14 protein-coding genes are annotated in these 16,351 nt (G+C 67.8%); 13 read left to right on the top strand and 1 reads right to left on the bottom strand.

Going from position 1 to position 16,351, the window contains the following annotated elements; genetic code table 11:
* Positions 1 to 212 precede the first annotated feature (212 nt).
* From BHK69_RS06990 to BHK69_RS06980, 3 genes are read left to right on the top strand one after another with little or no spacing between them, the layout of a single operon-like run.
* The gene (locus BHK69_RS06990; protein ID WP_069689468.1) at positions 213 to 2,261 is read left to right on the top strand and encodes a hydantoinase/oxoprolinase family protein; all 2,049 of its coding nucleotides are present in this window, start codon (positions 213 to 215) and stop codon (positions 2,259 to 2,261) included.
* Between the two features lie 11 nt (positions 2,262 to 2,272).
* Positions 2,273 to 3,973 (top strand): hydantoinase B/oxoprolinase family protein, encoded by a 1,701-nt coding sequence (locus BHK69_RS06985; protein ID WP_069689467.1) that lies wholly within the window; start codon positions 2,273 to 2,275, stop codon positions 3,971 to 3,973.
* Positions 3,970 to 5,001, top strand: a complete 1,032-nt coding sequence (locus BHK69_RS06980) for an Ldh family oxidoreductase (RefSeq protein WP_069689466.1) — start codon at positions 3,970 to 3,972, stop codon at positions 4,999 to 5,001. The genes BHK69_RS06985 and BHK69_RS06980 overlap by 4 nt, the downstream gene beginning before the upstream one ends.
* 41 nt (positions 5,002 to 5,042) lie before the next feature.
* On the opposite strand, the gene BHK69_RS06975 is transcribed toward BHK69_RS06980, so the two are convergent.
* The gene (locus BHK69_RS06975) at positions 5,043 to 5,723 is read right to left on the bottom strand and encodes a GntR family transcriptional regulator (protein ID WP_069689465.1); all 681 of its coding nucleotides are present in this window, start codon (positions 5,721 to 5,723) and stop codon (positions 5,043 to 5,045) included.
* 263 nt (positions 5,724 to 5,986) lie between these two features.
* Between BHK69_RS06975 and BHK69_RS06970 the strand changes: the two genes are divergently transcribed.
* The 10 genes from BHK69_RS06970 to ggt all read left to right on the top strand — a co-directional run bounded on the left by BHK69_RS06970 (position 5,987) and on the right by ggt (position 16,343).
* Positions 5,987 to 7,519, top strand: coding sequence for an ABC transporter substrate-binding protein (locus BHK69_RS06970; protein WP_069689464.1), 1,533 nt, complete (start codon positions 5,987 to 5,989; stop codon positions 7,517 to 7,519).
* Positions 7,516 to 8,472 carry an ABC transporter permease gene (locus BHK69_RS06965; RefSeq protein WP_069689463.1) on the top strand — a complete coding sequence of 319 codons (957 nt, stop codon included), beginning with the start codon at positions 7,516 to 7,518 and terminating at the stop codon, positions 8,470 to 8,472. Before BHK69_RS06970 ends, BHK69_RS06965 begins: the two co-directional genes overlap by 4 nt.
* Entirely contained in the window at positions 8,469 to 9,272 is an 804-nt protein-coding gene (locus BHK69_RS06960; protein WP_069689462.1) for an ABC transporter permease, read from the top strand. Before BHK69_RS06965 ends, BHK69_RS06960 begins: the two co-directional genes overlap by 4 nt.
* Before the next feature lie 47 nt (positions 9,273 to 9,319).
* Entirely contained in the window at positions 9,320 to 10,144 is an 825-nt protein-coding gene (locus BHK69_RS06955; RefSeq protein WP_069689461.1) for a creatininase family protein, read from the top strand.
* A gap of 71 nt (positions 10,145 to 10,215) precedes the next feature.
* Positions 10,216 to 11,274 (top strand): extracellular solute-binding protein, encoded by a 1,059-nt coding sequence (locus tag BHK69_RS06950; protein ID WP_069689460.1) that lies wholly within the window; start codon positions 10,216 to 10,218, stop codon positions 11,272 to 11,274.
* 13 nt (positions 11,275 to 11,287) lie between these two features.
* The gene (locus BHK69_RS06945; protein ID WP_069689459.1) at positions 11,288 to 12,343 is read left to right on the top strand and encodes an ABC transporter ATP-binding protein; all 1,056 of its coding nucleotides are present in this window, start codon (positions 11,288 to 11,290) and stop codon (positions 12,341 to 12,343) included.
* Positions 12,340 to 13,182, top strand: a complete 843-nt coding sequence (locus BHK69_RS06940) for an ABC transporter permease (RefSeq protein WP_069689458.1) — start codon at positions 12,340 to 12,342, stop codon at positions 13,180 to 13,182. Before BHK69_RS06945 ends, BHK69_RS06940 begins: the two co-directional genes overlap by 4 nt.
* The gene (locus tag BHK69_RS06935) at positions 13,179 to 13,967 is read left to right on the top strand and encodes an ABC transporter permease (RefSeq protein WP_069689457.1); all 789 of its coding nucleotides are present in this window, start codon (positions 13,179 to 13,181) and stop codon (positions 13,965 to 13,967) included. The genes BHK69_RS06940 and BHK69_RS06935 overlap by 4 nt, the downstream gene beginning before the upstream one ends.
* Positions 13,968 to 13,976: 9 nt before the next feature.
* Positions 13,977 to 14,657, top strand: a complete 681-nt coding sequence (locus BHK69_RS06930) for an RraA family protein (RefSeq protein ID WP_069689456.1) — start codon at positions 13,977 to 13,979, stop codon at positions 14,655 to 14,657.
* Positions 14,658 to 14,741: 84 nt separating this feature from the next.
* Positions 14,742 to 16,343: a gamma-glutamyltransferase gene (gene ggt / locus BHK69_RS06925; RefSeq protein WP_083269809.1), complete on the top strand. Its 1,602-nt coding sequence runs from the start codon at positions 14,742 to 14,744 to the stop codon at positions 16,341 to 16,343.
* Positions 16,344 to 16,351 lie beyond the last annotated feature (8 nt).

Genomic DNA, 16,351 nt, shown 5'->3' with positions numbered 1-16,351 from the left:
GCCAGCGGCGCAGATCCGGAATCCATCGTAGAGCCAGATCCGTCAAAGGATTGGCCCTCCGATGGATTCCGGGTCTCCGCTGCGCTGCGCCCGGAATGACGGCGTGTTTCAATCGACGGACCATCCTACTCTAGAACCGCCTAACCGAACGCCGCCTCTCGCAAGACATGACCTGCTCGCCCTGGCGAGCGGGAGCACCGGAGCTTTGCCTCATGCAGCAAGATATCCGCATCGCCGTCGACATCGGCGGCACCTTCACCGACATCGAAATCCTCGATGCAGGCTCCGGCGCGATCCACCAGATCAAGACGCCGAGCACGCCGGCCGACCCCTCGATCGGCCTGTTGACCGGCATCCGCCAGGCCTCCGAGCGCTTCGGCTTTCCGATGGAGGCGGTGCAATACCTGCTGCACGGCACGACGATCGCGACCAATGCCGTGCTCGAACGCAAGCTGCCATTGGGCGCCATCGTCACCACGGCAGGCTTCGAGGACGTCATGCAGATCGGCCGGCATGGCCGCACCGATGTCTACGCGATCACGCTCGCCCAGCCCGAGCCGCTGGTCGCGCGCCGCTTCTGCTTTGGCGTGACCGAGCGTGTCAACGCCGAGGGCAAGGTCACGGTGCCGCTCGACGAGGATGGCGTGCGCCGCATCGCGGCCGAGCTCGCCAGGGCCGAGGTGAAGTCGGTCGCGGTCTGCCTGTTGCACGCCTATGCCAATCCCGCACATGAGCGCCGCATCGGCGCGCTTCTCACCGAGCTGCTGCCGAATCTGGCGATCACGCTCGCCTCCGACATCTCGCCGGAGATCCGCGAATATGAGCGCATGTCGACCACGGCGCTCAACGCCATGCTGGTGCCGATCGTGCAGCGCTACACCGACCGGCTCGCCGGCCGGCTTAGGGACGAAATTCCCGAGGCCCAGGTCTATCTCGTGCAGTCGAATGGCGGCGTCTCGGGCCTTGCCAAGGCGGGGCGCGAGCCGGCGCGATTGCTGCTCTCAGGCCCGAGCGGCGGAGCGGCCGCGGCCAGGCGGCTCTCGCTCGAGCTCGCCGAACCCAACCTCGTCGCCGTCGATATGGGCGGCACCTCCTTCGACGTCTCGGTCGTCCATGACGGCCAGATCTCGATGGTCAATGAAGGCGAGGTCGATGGCCTGCCGGTGCGGCTGCCGATGATCGAGATGCGCACCATCGGCGCCGGCGGCGGCTCGATCGCCTGGGTCGATGACGGCCATCGCCTGCGCATCGGCCCGCATTCGGCCGGCGCTGACCCGGGCCCAGCCTGCTACGGCAAAGGTGGCACCCGCCTGACCGTGACCGACGCCAACCTGTTGCTCGGCCGCCTCGACGGGGCGAGCTTCATGGGTGGAGCGATGCCGCTCGACCACGAGGCCGCGCGGAAGGCGGCGCAGGAGATCGCCGCCAAGCTCGATCTCTCGATCGATCAGGTCGCAGCCGGCGTCATCGACGTGGCGAATTCAGCGCTCGCGACCGCGACGCGGCTCTCGCTCTTCGAGAAGGGCATGGACCCGGAGGATTTCGCGCTGCTCTCCTTTGGCGGCGCCGGCGGGGTGCATGCCTGCGAGGTCGCCGAAGAGCTCGGCATAAACCGCGTGATTTTCCCGGCTCATGCCTCGACGCTTTCGGCCTGGGGCATCCTCTGGTCCGACATCGCCCATGATCTCAGCGCCACGCAGATCGGGCTCTTCGCCGAGCTCGCGCCGTCGCTCGGTGACAAGGCGGAGCGCCTCGTCGTCGAGGCGCAGGCTTTGCTGGCAGAGGACGGCGTCGCCCCCGAAGCACAGCGCTTCGAATGGGCCGTCGATCTGCGCTATGCCGGCCAGGCCTTCGATCTGCGCGTGCCTTTGGACGGAGCGGACTTTTCGATCGCCGGCGTCGCCAAGGCTACCGCGGCGTTCCACGACCTGCATCGCCAGCGCTTCTCCTATGACGAGCCACAGGTCGCGGTGGAGGTCGTGGCGCTCAGGCTGAAGGCGATCGGCGGGCTGGCGAAACCCGTAGCTGCGCGCGGCGGCCTTCATCAAACAGAGGCCTCGACCCGCAGCCGGCCCGTCCATGGTCGCCATGGCGCGGTCGCGACGCCGGTCTGGGATCGCGATGCGATCAGCAGCAGCCAGCCCCTCGCCGGCCCCGCCATCGTCGAGGAACCCTATACCTCGGTCTACCTGCCAGCCGGCTGGACGATCCTCACCCATGAATCGGGCGCGCTCGTCGCCGACCGCAGCGCCAGCCATTGAGGTTTGACACTATGAGCGATCTTCAGCACGGCATCGACCCGATCCGCCTCGAAGTGATCCGCAACGCACTCGTCGCCGCAGCCGAGGAGATGAGCATCACGATCTGGCGCACCAGCCGCTCGACCGTAGTGCGCGAGATCCTCGATTTCTCCACCGCTGTCTTCGATGCGCAGGGCAACAACATCGCCCAATCCGCGCGCATTCCGGTCCATCTCAACTCGATGTCGGACTGCCTGCGCACGATCCTCGACCGCTTCATCCCGCTCGAACACTGGAACGACGGCGACGTCATCGTCACCAATGATCCCTATTCCGGCGGCCAGCACCTGCCCGATATCCAGACCTTCCGGCCGGTCTTCGTCGACGGCAGGCGCGCCGCCATCGTCGGCACGCTCTGCCACCATGTCGATGTCGGCGGCGGCGCGGCCGGCAGCTATTATGCGGGCGCGACCGAAATCTTCCATGAAGGCATCCGCATCCCGCCGCTCAGGCTCGTCGACAAGGGCGTGCTGAACAGCGGCGTCTTCGAGATGCTGCTGCACAATGTCCGCCAGCCCGACGAAACCCGCGGCGACCTCAACGCCCAGATCGCGGCGCTCGGCATCGGCGAGCGCGCGGTCGCGCGCATGGCGAAGAAATACGGCTCAGACCCGCTCGCTGCGGCGATGGCGGCGATCCTCGACGGCTCGGAGCGGATGATGCGCGCCGCGCTGAAGGCATTGCCGGATGGCGAGGCCTGCTTCGTCGAACTGGTCGATGATGACGGGCAGTCGGACGAACCGATCCGGCTCCAGGTCAAGATCACCAAGACGGGCGAGACGATCGGGCTCGACTTCGCCGGCTCCAGCCCCCAGGTGCGCGGCCCCGTCAACAACACGCCGGCGATGACCTGCTCGGCGGTCTATTACGCGCTGCTCGCGGCGCTCGGCGGCGACATTCCGGCCAATTCCGGCTGCTACCGCGCCGTAACCGTGACGCTGCCCGAAGGCAGCGTCGTCAACGCCGCCTTCCCGGCGCCGGTCGCGGGTCGCATGGTCGTCAACCACCGCATCGCGACGGCCGTCTTCGGCGCGCTGGCGCAGATCGTGCCCGAGCGCATTCCGGCGGCCTATTACGCGATCTCCTATGTCTACGCGCTGCAGACGACCAACGCGGCCGGCAAGCGCCAGGTCTATTTCGACATCGAGGTCGGCGGCTGGGGCGGCCATGCCAGGGGTGACGGCGCCAGCGCCCTCTCCTGCGGCCTGCACAACAACACCAATGCGCCGATCGAGATGGTCGAAGCGAAATATCCGGTGACCTTCACGAAATACGGGCTGATCCCGGATTCGGGCGGCGCCGGCCAGTTCCGCGGGGGCCTGGGCCTCGTGCGCGAATGGCGGCTCGATGCGGCGGAAGGCTCGCTCTCGACCAATTTCGAGCGCTTCCGGCACGCCCCCTATGGCATCCAGGGCGGCGAGCCCGGCTCGCTCAGCCGCACCACGGTGACCCGCGCTGATGGCTCGCAGCTCTCGCTGCGCTCGAAAGTCTCCGGCATTCCGCTGGCGGCCGGCGACATCGTCACCATCGAGACCTCCGGCGGCGGCGGCTTCGGCGACCCGCAGAAGCGCGACCCGCAGCGCCTCGCCAAGGATCTCACTGATGGCATGGTCAGCCCGCAACAGGCGGCCTCGCTCTACGGCGCCGAGATCGAGAAGGGAGCCGCGGCATGAGCGCTCATCAGCCAGCGGACGGCGTTCCGCTCAGCCTCGCGCAGGTCGAGACGCTGACGCGACGGGCCTTGCTCGCCTGCGGCGTCGACCCGCGCAACGAAGCTGCGATCACCGCCTCCGTCGTCGCGGCCGAGGCCGAGGGCATCCATAGCCACGGCCTCGCCCGGCTGCCGACCTATTGCGAGCATGCCAGGGTCGGCAAGATCGACGGCCGAGCGCGGCCGGTGCTCGACAGCCCCAAGCCCGGCCTGGTGCGCGTCGACGCCAAGGGCGGCTTCGCCCATCCGGCAATCGATTTCGGTCTGCCGGCGCTATGCGAGGCGGCGAAGGCCCAGGGCATCGCCGCGCTGGCGGTGACCAATTCCTATAATTGCGGCGTCGTCGGCTACCATGTCGAGCGCATCGCCAGGGAGGGCCTGCTGGCGCTCGGCTTCGTCAATGCGCCGGCCTCGATCGCGCCGATGGGCGGCACCAGGCCGGTCTTCGGCACCAATCCGATCGCCATTGCCGTGCCCCGCGCCGGCCGCGAGCCGCTCGTGCTCGACCAGTCTTCGAGCGTCGTCGCCAAGAGCGAGATCGTCGTCCATCAGCAGCGCGGCGAGCCGATCCCGCTCGGCTGGGCGCTCGACAGGGACGGCAACCCGACGACCGATCCGAAGGCCGCGCTGTCCGGCGGCACCATGGTGCCGGCAGGCGGCTATAAGGGCGCGGGGCTCGCGCTGATCGTCGAGATCTTCGCCGCCTGGCTGACCGGGGCCAATCTCTCGATCGACGCCTCTTCCTTTGCCGACAATCTCGGCGGCTCGCCCCGCACGGGCCAATGCTTCATCGCGATCGATTTCGGGGCGCTGACTGAGGATGGCGCATCGGACCGGCTGGAACGGCTGTTCAGCGCGATCACCGGGCAGGAGGGCGCACGGCTCCCCGGCGAGAGGCGCAATGGCGCGCGCCAGCGCACCGCACGCGATGGCGTCGTGATCTCGCGCAAACTGTTCGAAACGCTCGAGGCTTATGCGGGGGCGGCATGAACGCGCGCCAACGGCGTCATTCCTCCCCGCTGCCGCACGCCTCAGTCGCCTTCGCCCGGCCCATAACCCGGCAGCCGCGAGACGACGCCGACGATCGGGCGCAGATGCTGCTCCAGCACTGCGCGCGCCTGCGCCTCGTCGCCCGCCTGCAAGGCCGCGAGCAAGGCGCGATGCTCGATCCGGATACGATCGACCCGGTTAGGATCGACGCTCATCGCGGTCATCGCGACACGCTGCTGCCGCGAGCCGAGCGACTGATAAAGCTCGGACAACACCTCGTTGCCGAGCGCGCCGACCATGGTGAAATGGAAACGCCGGTTGAGCTCGACGCGCGGAAAATGATCGCCGCCGGCGAACTGCTCCATCTCATCAAGGATCGTCGCCATCTCGGCGGGAACGGGAATCTTCTGCTGGCAGATCCGCGCCACCGCATAGCCTTCGATCATGCGCCTGGTCTCGTAGAGGTCGACAAGCTCCTGCGCCGTCACCTGCCGGACAAGCGCGCCGCGGCGCGGCAGCAGGTCGATGAAGCGCTCGGCCTCCAGCCGGTGGAACGCCTCGCGGACGGGCGTGCGCGACACCTTCATCGCGGACGAAATCTGCTCCTCCTCGATGAAGGAGCCGCCGGCGAAATGCCCGCGCAGGATCTCTTCCCGAACATAGAGATAGACCCGCTCCCGGGCGGGTTTCGCGACCGATGGCTGCGCCTGGCGCGGCTTCATGTTTCCATCCGTTTGCAGCGTGCGACCGCGTTTCATAGCGAGCGGGGTCGTAGACATCAAAACATCCGCCACGTATACATGAGGCATCATGAAATTGCACGACGAGCGGAAAGATCGAATAGAGGCTTGCGCACAGCCTGGACTGGCGCAGGATGTGCTCGCTCGGGCCGCCGGGCGCACCGCACCATGATGGCGCTTTTCTTGCTCAGCGCGGCGACGCCCGAAACCGGCGCCGAATGCGGCCCCAAGCAAAGGATCAGCGCATGACGATCTCCCGCCGCACCGTCCTTGGAGCAGGCCTCGCAGCCCCGCTGCTGGCATCGCCTCTCCTCTCCCGGCCCGCGGCGGCGCAGCGCGCCAACGGCATTCTCCGCTTCGGCCTCTCGGCCTTTCCGCCGAACCTGCAGCCCTGGGTCTCGACCGGCGCTTCGGCCGGCACGGTCAAGATGCTGACGCATCGCAGCCTGGTCACCTATGACAGCAAGGGCGAATTGCGCGGCGAACTGGCGGAGTCCTGGTCGATCGACGGGGGCGGCGCCTGGGTCTTCAAGCTGCGCCAGGGCTGCCTGTTCCATAATGGCGAGCCGGTCACCGCCGAGGACGTGAAGTGGTCGATCGAGCAGATCGCCGGCGAGAAATCGACGGCCTATATGCGCTCCCAGTTCCAGGGCATCGAGCGGGTCGAAATCCCTGACCCGCGCAGCATCCGCATCGTCACCAAGGAACCCCAGGCGACGCTGCCGACCTGGTTTGCCAACTACAACACCTTCATCATCTGGCGGAACTCGGCGGCAAACGAGCCGATCGGCGCTGGCCCCTTCCGGCTCGTCGGACAGGAGCGCGGCACCTCGCTCAGCCTCGTGGCCTTCGAGAAGTTCTACAAGCCCGGCTTCCCCAAGCTGAAGGGCATCAAGTTCATCGTCTATGCCGACGAGAACCTGCGCAACGCCGCGCTGCAGTCCGGCGATGTCGACATGATCGAATATGTGCCGTGGCAGTCCATGGCCGCAGTCGAGGCCGACCCGCGCCTCAAGCTCGATACCGTCGAAGGGCCGTTCATGGACGTGCTCTTCAACGGTACGAAGCCGCCCTTCAACGATGCGCGCGTGCGCCGCGCCGTCGCCCACGCGATCAGGCGCGAGGACATCGTCAAGGTCGCCTTCTTCGGCCGCGGCAAGCCGCTCGAAGGCCTGCCGATCGTCGAGGGCACGCCCTGGTACGACAAGGAGCTGGCGCATGGCTGGAACTACGACCCCGCCCGGGCCAAGGCGCTGCTGACTGAAGCAGGCTATGCCAGCGGCTTCCAGACGACGCTGCTCTCAACCGCGCAGTTCGGCATGCACAAGGACACCGCCGAGGTCGTGCAGCAGCATCTGGCGGCGATCGGCATCCAATGCGAGCTGCAACTGCCGGACTGGTCGACCCGCGTCTCCAGAGGCTCGCGCGGCCAGTACGACATGGCGATCCACGGCGTCTCCGCCGACAACAACGATCCCGACGGATTGACCGTGGTGCTCGACACCTCGCTCTCGCCGACCCATGGCCGCTCCTTCAAGGTCGATGCGCCGCGCACCGTCGCCGCCCTGGCGAAGGGCCGCGCCGAGTTCGACCAGAGCAAGCGCGTCGAGATCTACAAGGAGATGCAGCGTGCGGCCTTGGAGGAGGTGCCGCTCGTCGGTCTTGCCTGGCGCGAACAGGGCTATGGCATGGACAAGGGCGTCAAGGGCTTCACCAACCTGCCTGGCGCGCTGACGACGTCGTCCGGCGGCATGCTCGAAGAGACCTTCTTCGGATGAGCGCGATCTGGTTCGCACACCGCATCCTGATCGCGCTGGTCCTGGCCTGGATCGTCGCGACGATCGTCTTCATGGCGCTGCACATGGTGCCGGGAGATCCCGCTGAGCTCCTGCTTTCGACCGGCGGCACTTCGCCCGACCCCGCAACCGTCGCGGAACTGCGTGAGAAGCTTGGCCTCAACCAGCCCATCCTGGTGCAATATGGCAGCTTTCTCGCCGGCTTGCTCCGGGCCGATCTCGGCAATTCGCTCGTCGACGATTATCCGGTGCTGAGCGAGATCGCGCTCAGGCTGCCGCGCACGCTGGAGCTGATCTTCGCCGGGACGCTGCTTGCGATCGCGATCGGCGTGCCGGCCGGCGTCTATGCGGCGCTGCATCGCGGCGGCCGGTTCGACCGGATCGCGTCCGGCGTCACCGCCCTGCTGCTGGCGATACCGGTCTTCGTGGTCGGCACGCTGCTCGTGCTGCTGTTCGCGCAGACCCTGCGATTGATGCCGGCCGGTGGCTTCACGCCGCTGACGCAGGACCCCGTCCTGCATCTCAAGCTCCTGACCCTGCCGGCGATCGCCATCGGCAAGGGGCTGGCAGCCGTGCTGTTCCGGATGACGCGGGCCTCGATGCTCGACGCGCTGGCCAATGACTATGTTCGCACCGCGCGCGCCAAGGGCCTAGCACCCGGACGCGTGCTCTTCGTCCATGTGCTGCGCAACGCGCTGAACCCCGTCGTCACCGTGCTCGGCCTGCAGATGGGCACCTTGCTGGGAGGCACCGTTCTGGTCGAATACGTCTTCAACTGGCCAGGCCTCTCGACGCCGCTGCTGCGCGCGGTCGAGGCGCGCGACTACCCGATGGTGGTCGGCATCGTCCTGACGATCTCGGTGCTGTTCCTGCTGATCAACCTGATCGTGGAACTGATCCACGCCCTCCTCGATCCCCGGGTCAGCGCACCATGAAGCGGCTCTGGTTCCCCGGCGCCTTCGTCGCGCTGATCCTCCTCATCGCCATCGCCGCGCCCGTGCTCGGCCTGCCTGATCCGGTGCGGCAGGACATCGCCCGGCGATTGGCTGCGCCGACCGCGACCTCCTGGCTCGGCCGCGACGAATTCGGCCGCGACGTGCTCTCCCGCCTGATCTGGGGCGCCCGCACCAGTCTGGGCGTCGCCTTCGCCTCGGCGCTGACGGCAGGCTTCATCGGCGTCGTGCTCGGCCTGATCGGCGGCTGGTCGCGCGGCACCGCCGCCTTCCTGTCGGTGCGCAGCATGGACATCATCCTGTGCTTCCCGCCGGTACTGCTGGCGCTGCTCGTGGTGACCTTGCTCGGACCGGGCGCGGCGACGCTGATCCTCGTCCTCTCCGTGCTGTATCTGCCGGGCTTTGCGCGCGTGACCTATTCCGAGGTGCTCTCGGTGCGCGGGCGCGACTATGTCGAGGCGACGCGCGCGCTCGGCGGGCGCACCTGGTACATCCTGCTGCGCACGGTGCTGCCCAACATCGCCGGACCGATCCTTGTGCAGTTGTCGCTGGCGGTCGCCGCCGCCGTGGTGCTCGAGAGCGGCCTGTCCTTCCTGGGTCTCGGCGTCGTGCCGCCGGCCCCGTCCTGGGGGCTGATGATCCGGGGCGCGCGCGCCACTATGGAGCAGGCTCCGCTGCTCCTGGTCTGGCCCTGCGCCGCGCTGACGCTGACGATCCTCGCGATGAACCTGCTCTGCGACGCGCTGCGCGACGCTGTCGATCCACGCACGTCGGGACGTTGACCCGCCGGGACCTCTTTACCACCAGCCTCGACACAGGAACCTGACCCATGGCTGCAAAGACCGATCCGCTCGTCCATATGGGCACGATCTCCGGCGGCGAAGCCCGGGAGATCCTGAAGACGAATCCCGTGATCCTGCTGCCGATGGGCAGCCATGAGGATCAGGGCCCGCATGCGCCGATGGGCGATTATCTGCTGGCCGAAAAGATCGCCGAGCTCGCCGCCATCCGCGCCACCAAGGCCGGCACGCGCACGCTCGTCGCCCCCGTCCTGCCCTTCGGCGGCGCCGACTGGTTCGGCTCGATGACCGGCGGCATCGCGATCTCGCAGGCGACGCTGACCACCGTCATCGCCGAGATGGTCGACAGCCTGCATCGCAACGGCCTGACCCGCATCATCGTGATCAACGGCCATGGCGGCAATGTCGGGCCGATCGGCGAGGTCGCGCGCGAGCTCTATCTGCGCGAGCAGATCGTGCTGCCGAGCCTCTATCTCTGGCGCATCGGCTACGGCCTGCTGCCCTCGATCGTTGGCGCCGAGAAGGCGGCCGCCGTCTCCGGCCATGGCGCCGACCCGCTGACCTCGATCGGCCTGCATCTCTTCCCCGAATTGATCCGCAAGGATTTGATCCCGGAGGGCAAGCCGCTGAAGCGTGACCCCATCCTCGACCTGCCCTTCACCGGGCTCGGCACCGCAAGCTTCGAGGGCGCGGAAGTGGCGATGCCCAATGAATATGACGAGGTCTACAATCTCGGCGTCGCCAAGGGCGATCCCAAGCTGTGCTCGGCCGAGACCGGGGCAGCGCTGACCGAGAAGCTGACCGAGATCTGCGCCCGCTTCATCGCGCATTTCGCCAGCAAGATCGAAGCCTGAGCTTCCGTTTCCGATGAGGATCGGCGGCGCATCGGCGCCGCCGGCCAACAATCCCTGCAGGAGGTGTCCCCATGCCGACACGGCGTCTCGTCATCCAGGCCGGCCTTGCCAGCATCGCCGCCCCCGCGATCGTCCGGGCGCAGGGCCTCAGCGGCTCGATCACGCTGATGTCCTATAGCGGCATCTTCCAGGACAATTACACCAAGACCGTGATCGAGCCGTTCCAGCAGGCCTTTCCCGGCATCAAGGTGAACTTCGCCCCCGGCGGCACCTCGGCCCAGATGGTCGGCAGCGTGCGCGCCCAGAAGGCCGACCCGCAGATCGACGTCGCGATCATGGATGTGACGACCTCGAGCATCGGCAACAGCGAGGGCCTGTTCGAGAAGCTGACGCCGGCGGAATTCCCGGTGCTGAACGAGCTCCTGCCCGAGGCGCGGGCCGCCGGCGGCGAATACGGCCCAGCCGTGACCTTCGACCATCTCGTGCTGGTCTACGACACCCAGAACCTCAAGCCGCCGCTCACGACGCTCGCCGATCTCTGGCGGCCCGACCTCAAGGGCCAGCTCGCGATCTCTGCCCCGCCCAATATCCAGGGCCTGGCGCTGACCGCGATGGTCGAGAAGATGACCGGCGGCGACTATCGCAAATCGATCGATGGCGCGATCAAGAAGCTGCGCGAACTCGCGCCTTCCGTGAACACCTTCGAGCCCAATCCCGACGGCTACTCGCTGATCCTCAACGGCGTGGTGAAGGTCGCCACCGGCTGGAATGCGCGCTCGCAGCTCTATGCCGACCAGACCGGCGGCAAGATCGCTGCCTTGCTGCCGCCGGAGGGCTCGGTCTTCCAGATCAACACGATCAACCTGACCGCCGGCTCGAAGAACCGCGCGGCCGCAGCCGCCTTCATCAATTACGCCCTGTCGCAAGCCGCGCAGAAGGCCTTCACCGAGCGCATGTTCTACGCGCCGACCAACGCCCAGGCCGCGATCGACCCCAAGGCGATCGCTCGCACCGCCGCCGCGCCGGAAAGCCGCGCCCGCATGATCGGGCTCGACTGGAACGACGTGCTCAAGGTGCGCGACCAGTGGAACAACCGCTGGCGGCGCGAAGTGATCGCGGCGGCACGGTGAGCAGAACCACCCAATGAGCTATCTCGAACTCTCCGGCCTGCAGAAGCGCTATCGCGATTCCGTCGCGGTTGACGACGTCTCGCTCTCCGTCGAGCAAGGAGAGGCCGTCGCGCTGCTCGGCCCCTCCGGCTGCGGCAAGACCACGACCTTGCGCATGCTGGCGGGGCTGGTCGACCCCGATCGCGGCGCGATCCACCTCGACGGGACCGAGATCACGCGGCTGCCGGCGCATCGGCGCAATATGGGCTATGTCTTCCAGTCCTATGCGCTGTTTCCGCACCTCTCCGTCGCGCGCAATGTCGGCTTCGGCCTGGAGGAGCGCGGCGTCAACAAGGCGGAGATCGCGCGGCAAGTCACGGAAGCGCTGGCACTGGTGCGATTGGCGGGCCTTGACGGGCGGCGGCCGCGCGAACTTTCAGGCGGGCAGCAGCAGCGCGTGGCGCTGGCGCGCGCATTGGTGATCCGGCCCGCCGTGCTCCTGCTCGACGAATCGCTCTCCAATCTCGACGCCAAGCTGCGCGACACGATGCGCCACGAGATCCGCTCGATTCAGCGCTCGCTCGGGATCACCACACTGTTCGTCACGCATGACCAGGTCGAGGCCTTGACGATGTGCGACCGGATCGCGGTGATGAATCGCGGGCGGATCGCGCAGATCGGCTCGCCCGAGGATATCTATGAGCGCCCGGCGACCCGCTTCGTCGCCGAATTCGTCGGCCGCGCCAATGCGCTGCCGGCGACGCGCAATGCTGAAGGCCACGCCGTGCTCTGGGGCCAGGCTCTGCCGGTCAAGGCTCCGGCAAGCGGCGAGTTCGACCTGTTCGTCCGGCCGCAACGCATGCGGATCGTGCCTGTCTCCGAACCCGTTGCGGATGGCATGGCGCGCGTGACCGGCCGCGTGCTGCGCAGCGTCTTCGTCGGCGACCATGTCGAGGTTCTGCTCGAGGGGGCAGGCGGACAGCTCACGATCGAAACGCAATCGGGCTCGGCTGCCTTGCCGGAGGGCGCCGAGGTCGCGGTGATCTGGCAGGCGCGGGACACCTTATCCTTCGCCCGCGAGACGCCATGACCGGCACGGCGCGCCTGAAGCTGCTGGTCCTGCCCGCGGCGCTGTTCGTGCTCGCGGTCTATGCCTGGCCGACGCTCGGCCTGTTCCGGAACGCCTTCCACGAAACCGGCCCGACCGGCGCAATGATCGAGGCCTGGTCGCTGAAAACCGCGCAGGAGGTCTTCAGCGACGGCTTCACCTTCGAATTAACGCTGAACTCGCTCTGGCTCTCGCTCAGCGCGACGCTGATTGCGCTGATGCTGTCCTACCCGGTCGCGCTGTTCCTGTTCCGCACCACTTCGCGCTTTCGCGGGTTGCTCGCTGTGATCGCGATCATGCCGATGCTGATCTCGGGCGTGGTGCGCGTCTTCGGCTGGCTCGCGATCCTGGGCGATCGCGGCCTCGTCAACACGCTGGCCCAGTCGCTCGGCCTGATCTCGACGCCCCTCAAGCTCGTCTTCAACTGGACCGGCGTCACCATCGGCCTGGCCGAGAGCATCATGCCCTATATGATCCTGGCGCTGCTCGCGGGCTTCGGCCAGCTCGACCGGACGCTGGAAGAGGCCTCGCGCAGCCTGGGCGCCTCGCCGGCGCGCACCTTCTGGCGCGTGACGCTGCCGCTCAGCCTGCCGGCGCTGGCGCTGGCGGCGGGCCTCGGCTTCGTGCTCTCGATGTCGGCCTATATCACGCCAAAGCTGCTCGGCGGCGGGCGCGTCTTCGTGCTGGCGACGGAAATCTTCGAGCAGGCGACGACCAACACCAATTGGCCCACAGCCTCGGTGCTGGCGATCTACACGCTGGTGCTTCTGCTGCTGCTGCTCGTCGCCTCCAACATCGCCGCAAGAGGATTGCAGCGATGAACGGCGCCGGACGCGTTCTCTCCAGCCTTGCGGCGATCGTCTATGTGCTGATCCTGGCGCCGATCGCGATCGTGGTGGCGCTTGCCTTCTCCGCCGATAATTTCATCCTGTTCCCGCCCTCCGGCTATTCGCTGCGCTGGTTCAACCAGCTCGCGCATAACGCGCCGCTGCTGACCGCGCTGTGGCTCAGCGTGCAGATCGCCTGCGTGGTCACGCTGCTCTCGCTGGCGCTCGGCGTGCCTGCGGCACTCGCGCTGAACAAGGGGCAGTTCCGCTGGCGCGGCGCGTTGACCAATTTCTTCCTCGCGCCGCTGCTGCTGCCGACCCTGATCACGGGCCTTGCGCTGCTCCTGTTCTTCACGCCCCTGCGCTTGACCGCGACCCTGCCCGGCCTCGTGCTCGGCCACATGACCGTGACCGTGCCCTTCGTGATCCGGATGATGACGACGGCCTTCGCGACCTTGCCCGACGACATCGAGGCCGCCGCCGCAACGCTCGGTGCGAAACCCTGGCGCGTCGTCTGGCGGGTGACCCTGCCGCTGGCGACGCCGGGACTGATCGCCTGCGCCTGCCTGTCCTTCCTCTTGTCCTTCGACGAAACCGTGATCTCGCTGTTCCTGTCGGGACCGCGCGCCGCGACCTTGCCGGTCGAGATGGTGCGCTATGTCGAGGGTCGTACCGACCCGCTGGTCGCGGCCCTGTCCGTCTTGCTGATCGTCGCGACGCTGATCGTCGTCGTCATCGTGGAACGTCTTGTCGGCGTCGCGCGCGCCGTTGGAAAATAGGAGAACATCATGCCCGATTACCGCATCGCCCCCATGCCCGAGCAGCTGCCGGCCGCGCTCGTCGAGAAGCTCCAGCGCGTCGAAACCGCGACCATCGGCCATTCCCAGCATTGGGGCTTCATGGATCGCGGTATCCAGCCGCTGCTGCGCGGCAAGCGCATTGCCGGCGCCGCCGTGACGCTCGCCATCCCCGGCCAGGATTCGACCCTGCTGCACCACACGCTCGGCCTGCTGCGGCCCGGCGACATCCTTGTCGTCGACCGGCTCGGCGACGACAAGCATGCCTGCTGGGGCGGCGGCGTCACGGTCGCGGCCAAGGCTGCGGGCGCGATCGGCGGGATTGTCGACGGGCCCTGCACCGACCTGACCGAGATCGAGGACAGCGATTTCCCGATGTGGTGCCGGGGCATGTCGCCGATCACGACGCGGCTCTACAATCTCGGCGGCACGCTGAACCTGCCGATCTCCTGCGGCAATGTTCCGGTCAAGGCCGGCGACGTCATCCTGGCCGATGAATCGGGCGTGCTGGTGCTGCCGCGCGACGAGGCCGAGGCCATCGCCGATGCCGCACTGGCCCGGCAGGAACGCGGCGAGCGCAGCCAGGACCGCGTCAAGGCCGGCGAAAAGCTCGGCGATCTTTCCGGGGCGACCAAGATGGTGCTCGACGCCATCGCCGCGGCGAAGGGCTGAGACGACACCGTGACCTCCGCTCCCCCCGCCCCGCGCGTCGCGACCTTCACCTGCGAGAAGAAGCCCGCCACCGGTTCACGCGGCATGGTGGTGACGAACCACCCGCTGGCCTCGGCGGCGGGCTCGCAGATGCTGCTGGCCGGCGGCAACGCCGTCGATGCCGCCGTCGCCTCGCTCTTCGCGCTCACCGTCGTCGAACCGATGATGGTCGGCATCCTCGGCGGCGGCGTCGCGCATATCCGCATGGCCGATGGCCGCCATGTCGTGCTCGACGGTCTCTCGACCGCGCCGCTCAAGGCGAGCGCCGAGATGTATGACTGCCTCTCCGACGAGGTCGGCCGGCAGCGCGACGTGCGCGACCGGCTCAACGTCGTCGGGCCGAAGGCGGTCGCGGTTCCCGGCGCGCTCGCCGGCTGGTGCGAGGCCCTGGCGCGTTTCGGCACGCTCTCACTCGAGGAGGTGCTGCAGCCGGCGATCGGACTGGCCGAACGCGGCTTCGTCACGACGCCTTATCTCTCCAACTGCATCAGCGACAATGTCGCCGACCTCGCGCGCGATCCCGGTCTTTCGGCGCTACTGCTGGTGGGAGGCAAAGCGATCGAGCCCGGCACGCGGCTGGTTCAGGCCGACTATGCCGCAAGCCTGCGCCTGATCGCCAGGCAGGGACCGGCTGCGCTCTATGACGGTCCGCTCGGCAAGGCGCTGACGGATTTCATGGCGGCGAATGGCGGCCTGATCGAGCAGGCGGACCTTGCCGCCTACAAGGTCGCGACGCGCGAGCCGGTGCGCGGCTCCTATCGCGGCTACGAGATCGTCGGCCCGCCGCCGCCCTCCTCCTCGGGCGTGCACATCGTGCAGATGCTCAACATCCTCGAGGGCTACGGCATCGGCTCGCTCGGCTTCGGCTCGGCGGATTCAGTGCATCTGCTGGCTGAAGCGCTGAAGATCGCCTTCGCCGATCGTGCCGTGGCCACCGCCGACCCCGCCTTCATCAAGGTCCCGGTCGAGCGTCTGATCGACAAGGCCTATGCCAGCGAGCGGCGCGCGCTGATCGCGATGGACCAGGCCAGGAGCTGGAGCGCCGGGCTCTCGGGCGGAGAATCCATGGACACGACCCATGTCACGGTCGCCGATGCCCAAGGCAATGTCGTCACCTCGACCCAGACGATCAACGGCCTGTTCGGCGCCTGCACGCAGATCCCCGGCACGGGGATGCTCACCAACAACTACATGTTCAATTTCGACCCGCATCCCGGCCGCGCCCTCTCGATCGCGCCCGGCAAGCGCGTCTTCACCTCGATGGCGCCGATGATAGTGCTGCGCGACGGCAAGCTCGCCTTCGCGCTCGGCCTGCCCGGCGCGCTGCGCATCTTCCCCTCGGCGCTGCAGGCGATCGTCAACCTGATCGACCACAGCATGAGCCTGCAGGAGGCGGTCGAGGCGCCGCGCATCTGGACCGAGGGCGGGGCCCTCGAGCTGGAGGCCGCGATCCCCGACAGCGTCGCTGATGAGCTCACGGCGCGCGGTCACAGGATCGTTCGCATGCCACGCGTCGCCGGCGGCATGAACGCCATTTCCTTCAACCCCGACGGCACGCTGACCGGCGCCGCCTGCTGGCGCGCCGACGGCACCCCCGTGGCGATCTCCGGTGGGCTCGCCCGCGCCGGCGTGCGCTTCTCCATTTGACCCTTCTA

This window comes from Bosea vaviloviae, from assembly GCF_001741865.1.
GTDB classification, from domain to species: domain Bacteria; phylum Pseudomonadota; class Alphaproteobacteria; order Rhizobiales; family Beijerinckiaceae; genus Allobosea; species Allobosea vaviloviae.
The sequence above is the reverse complement of the archived record's forward strand: the minus strand, read 5'-3'. Positions and strand labels throughout refer to the sequence as shown.

What these genes read in the sequence shown, in the direction of transcription:
- BHK69_RS06990 (WP_069689468.1), top strand. Translation starts at nt 213, where the DNA reads ATGCAGCAAGATATCCGCATCGCCGTCGACATCGGCGGCACCTTCACC.
- BHK69_RS06985 (WP_069689467.1), top strand. Translation starts at nt 2,273, where the DNA reads ATGAGCGATCTTCAGCACGGCATCGACCCGATCCGCCTCGAAGTGATC.
- BHK69_RS06980 (WP_069689466.1), top strand. Translation starts at nt 3,970, where the DNA reads ATGAGCGCTCATCAGCCAGCGGACGGCGTTCCGCTCAGCCTCGCGCAG.
- BHK69_RS06975 (WP_069689465.1), bottom strand. Translation starts at nt 5,723, where the DNA reads ATGAAGCCGCGCCAGGCGCAGCCATCGGTCGCGAAACCCGCCCGGGAG.
- BHK69_RS06970 (WP_069689464.1), top strand. Translation starts at nt 5,987, where the DNA reads ATGACGATCTCCCGCCGCACCGTCCTTGGAGCAGGCCTCGCAGCCCCG.
- BHK69_RS06965 (WP_069689463.1), top strand. Translation starts at nt 7,516, where the DNA reads ATGAGCGCGATCTGGTTCGCACACCGCATCCTGATCGCGCTGGTCCTG.
- BHK69_RS06960 (WP_069689462.1), top strand. Translation starts at nt 8,469, where the DNA reads ATGAAGCGGCTCTGGTTCCCCGGCGCCTTCGTCGCGCTGATCCTCCTC.
- BHK69_RS06955 (WP_069689461.1), top strand. Translation starts at nt 9,320, where the DNA reads ATGGCTGCAAAGACCGATCCGCTCGTCCATATGGGCACGATCTCCGGC.
- BHK69_RS06950 (WP_069689460.1), top strand. Translation starts at nt 10,216, where the DNA reads ATGCCGACACGGCGTCTCGTCATCCAGGCCGGCCTTGCCAGCATCGCC.
- BHK69_RS06945 (WP_069689459.1), top strand. Translation starts at nt 11,288, where the DNA reads ATGAGCTATCTCGAACTCTCCGGCCTGCAGAAGCGCTATCGCGATTCC.
- BHK69_RS06940 (WP_069689458.1), top strand. Translation starts at nt 12,340, where the DNA reads ATGACCGGCACGGCGCGCCTGAAGCTGCTGGTCCTGCCCGCGGCGCTG.
- BHK69_RS06935 (WP_069689457.1), top strand. Translation starts at nt 13,179, where the DNA reads ATGAACGGCGCCGGACGCGTTCTCTCCAGCCTTGCGGCGATCGTCTAT.
- BHK69_RS06930 (WP_069689456.1), top strand. Translation starts at nt 13,977, where the DNA reads ATGCCCGATTACCGCATCGCCCCCATGCCCGAGCAGCTGCCGGCCGCG.
- ggt (WP_083269809.1), top strand. Translation starts at nt 14,742, where the DNA reads ATGGTGGTGACGAACCACCCGCTGGCCTCGGCGGCGGGCTCGCAGATG.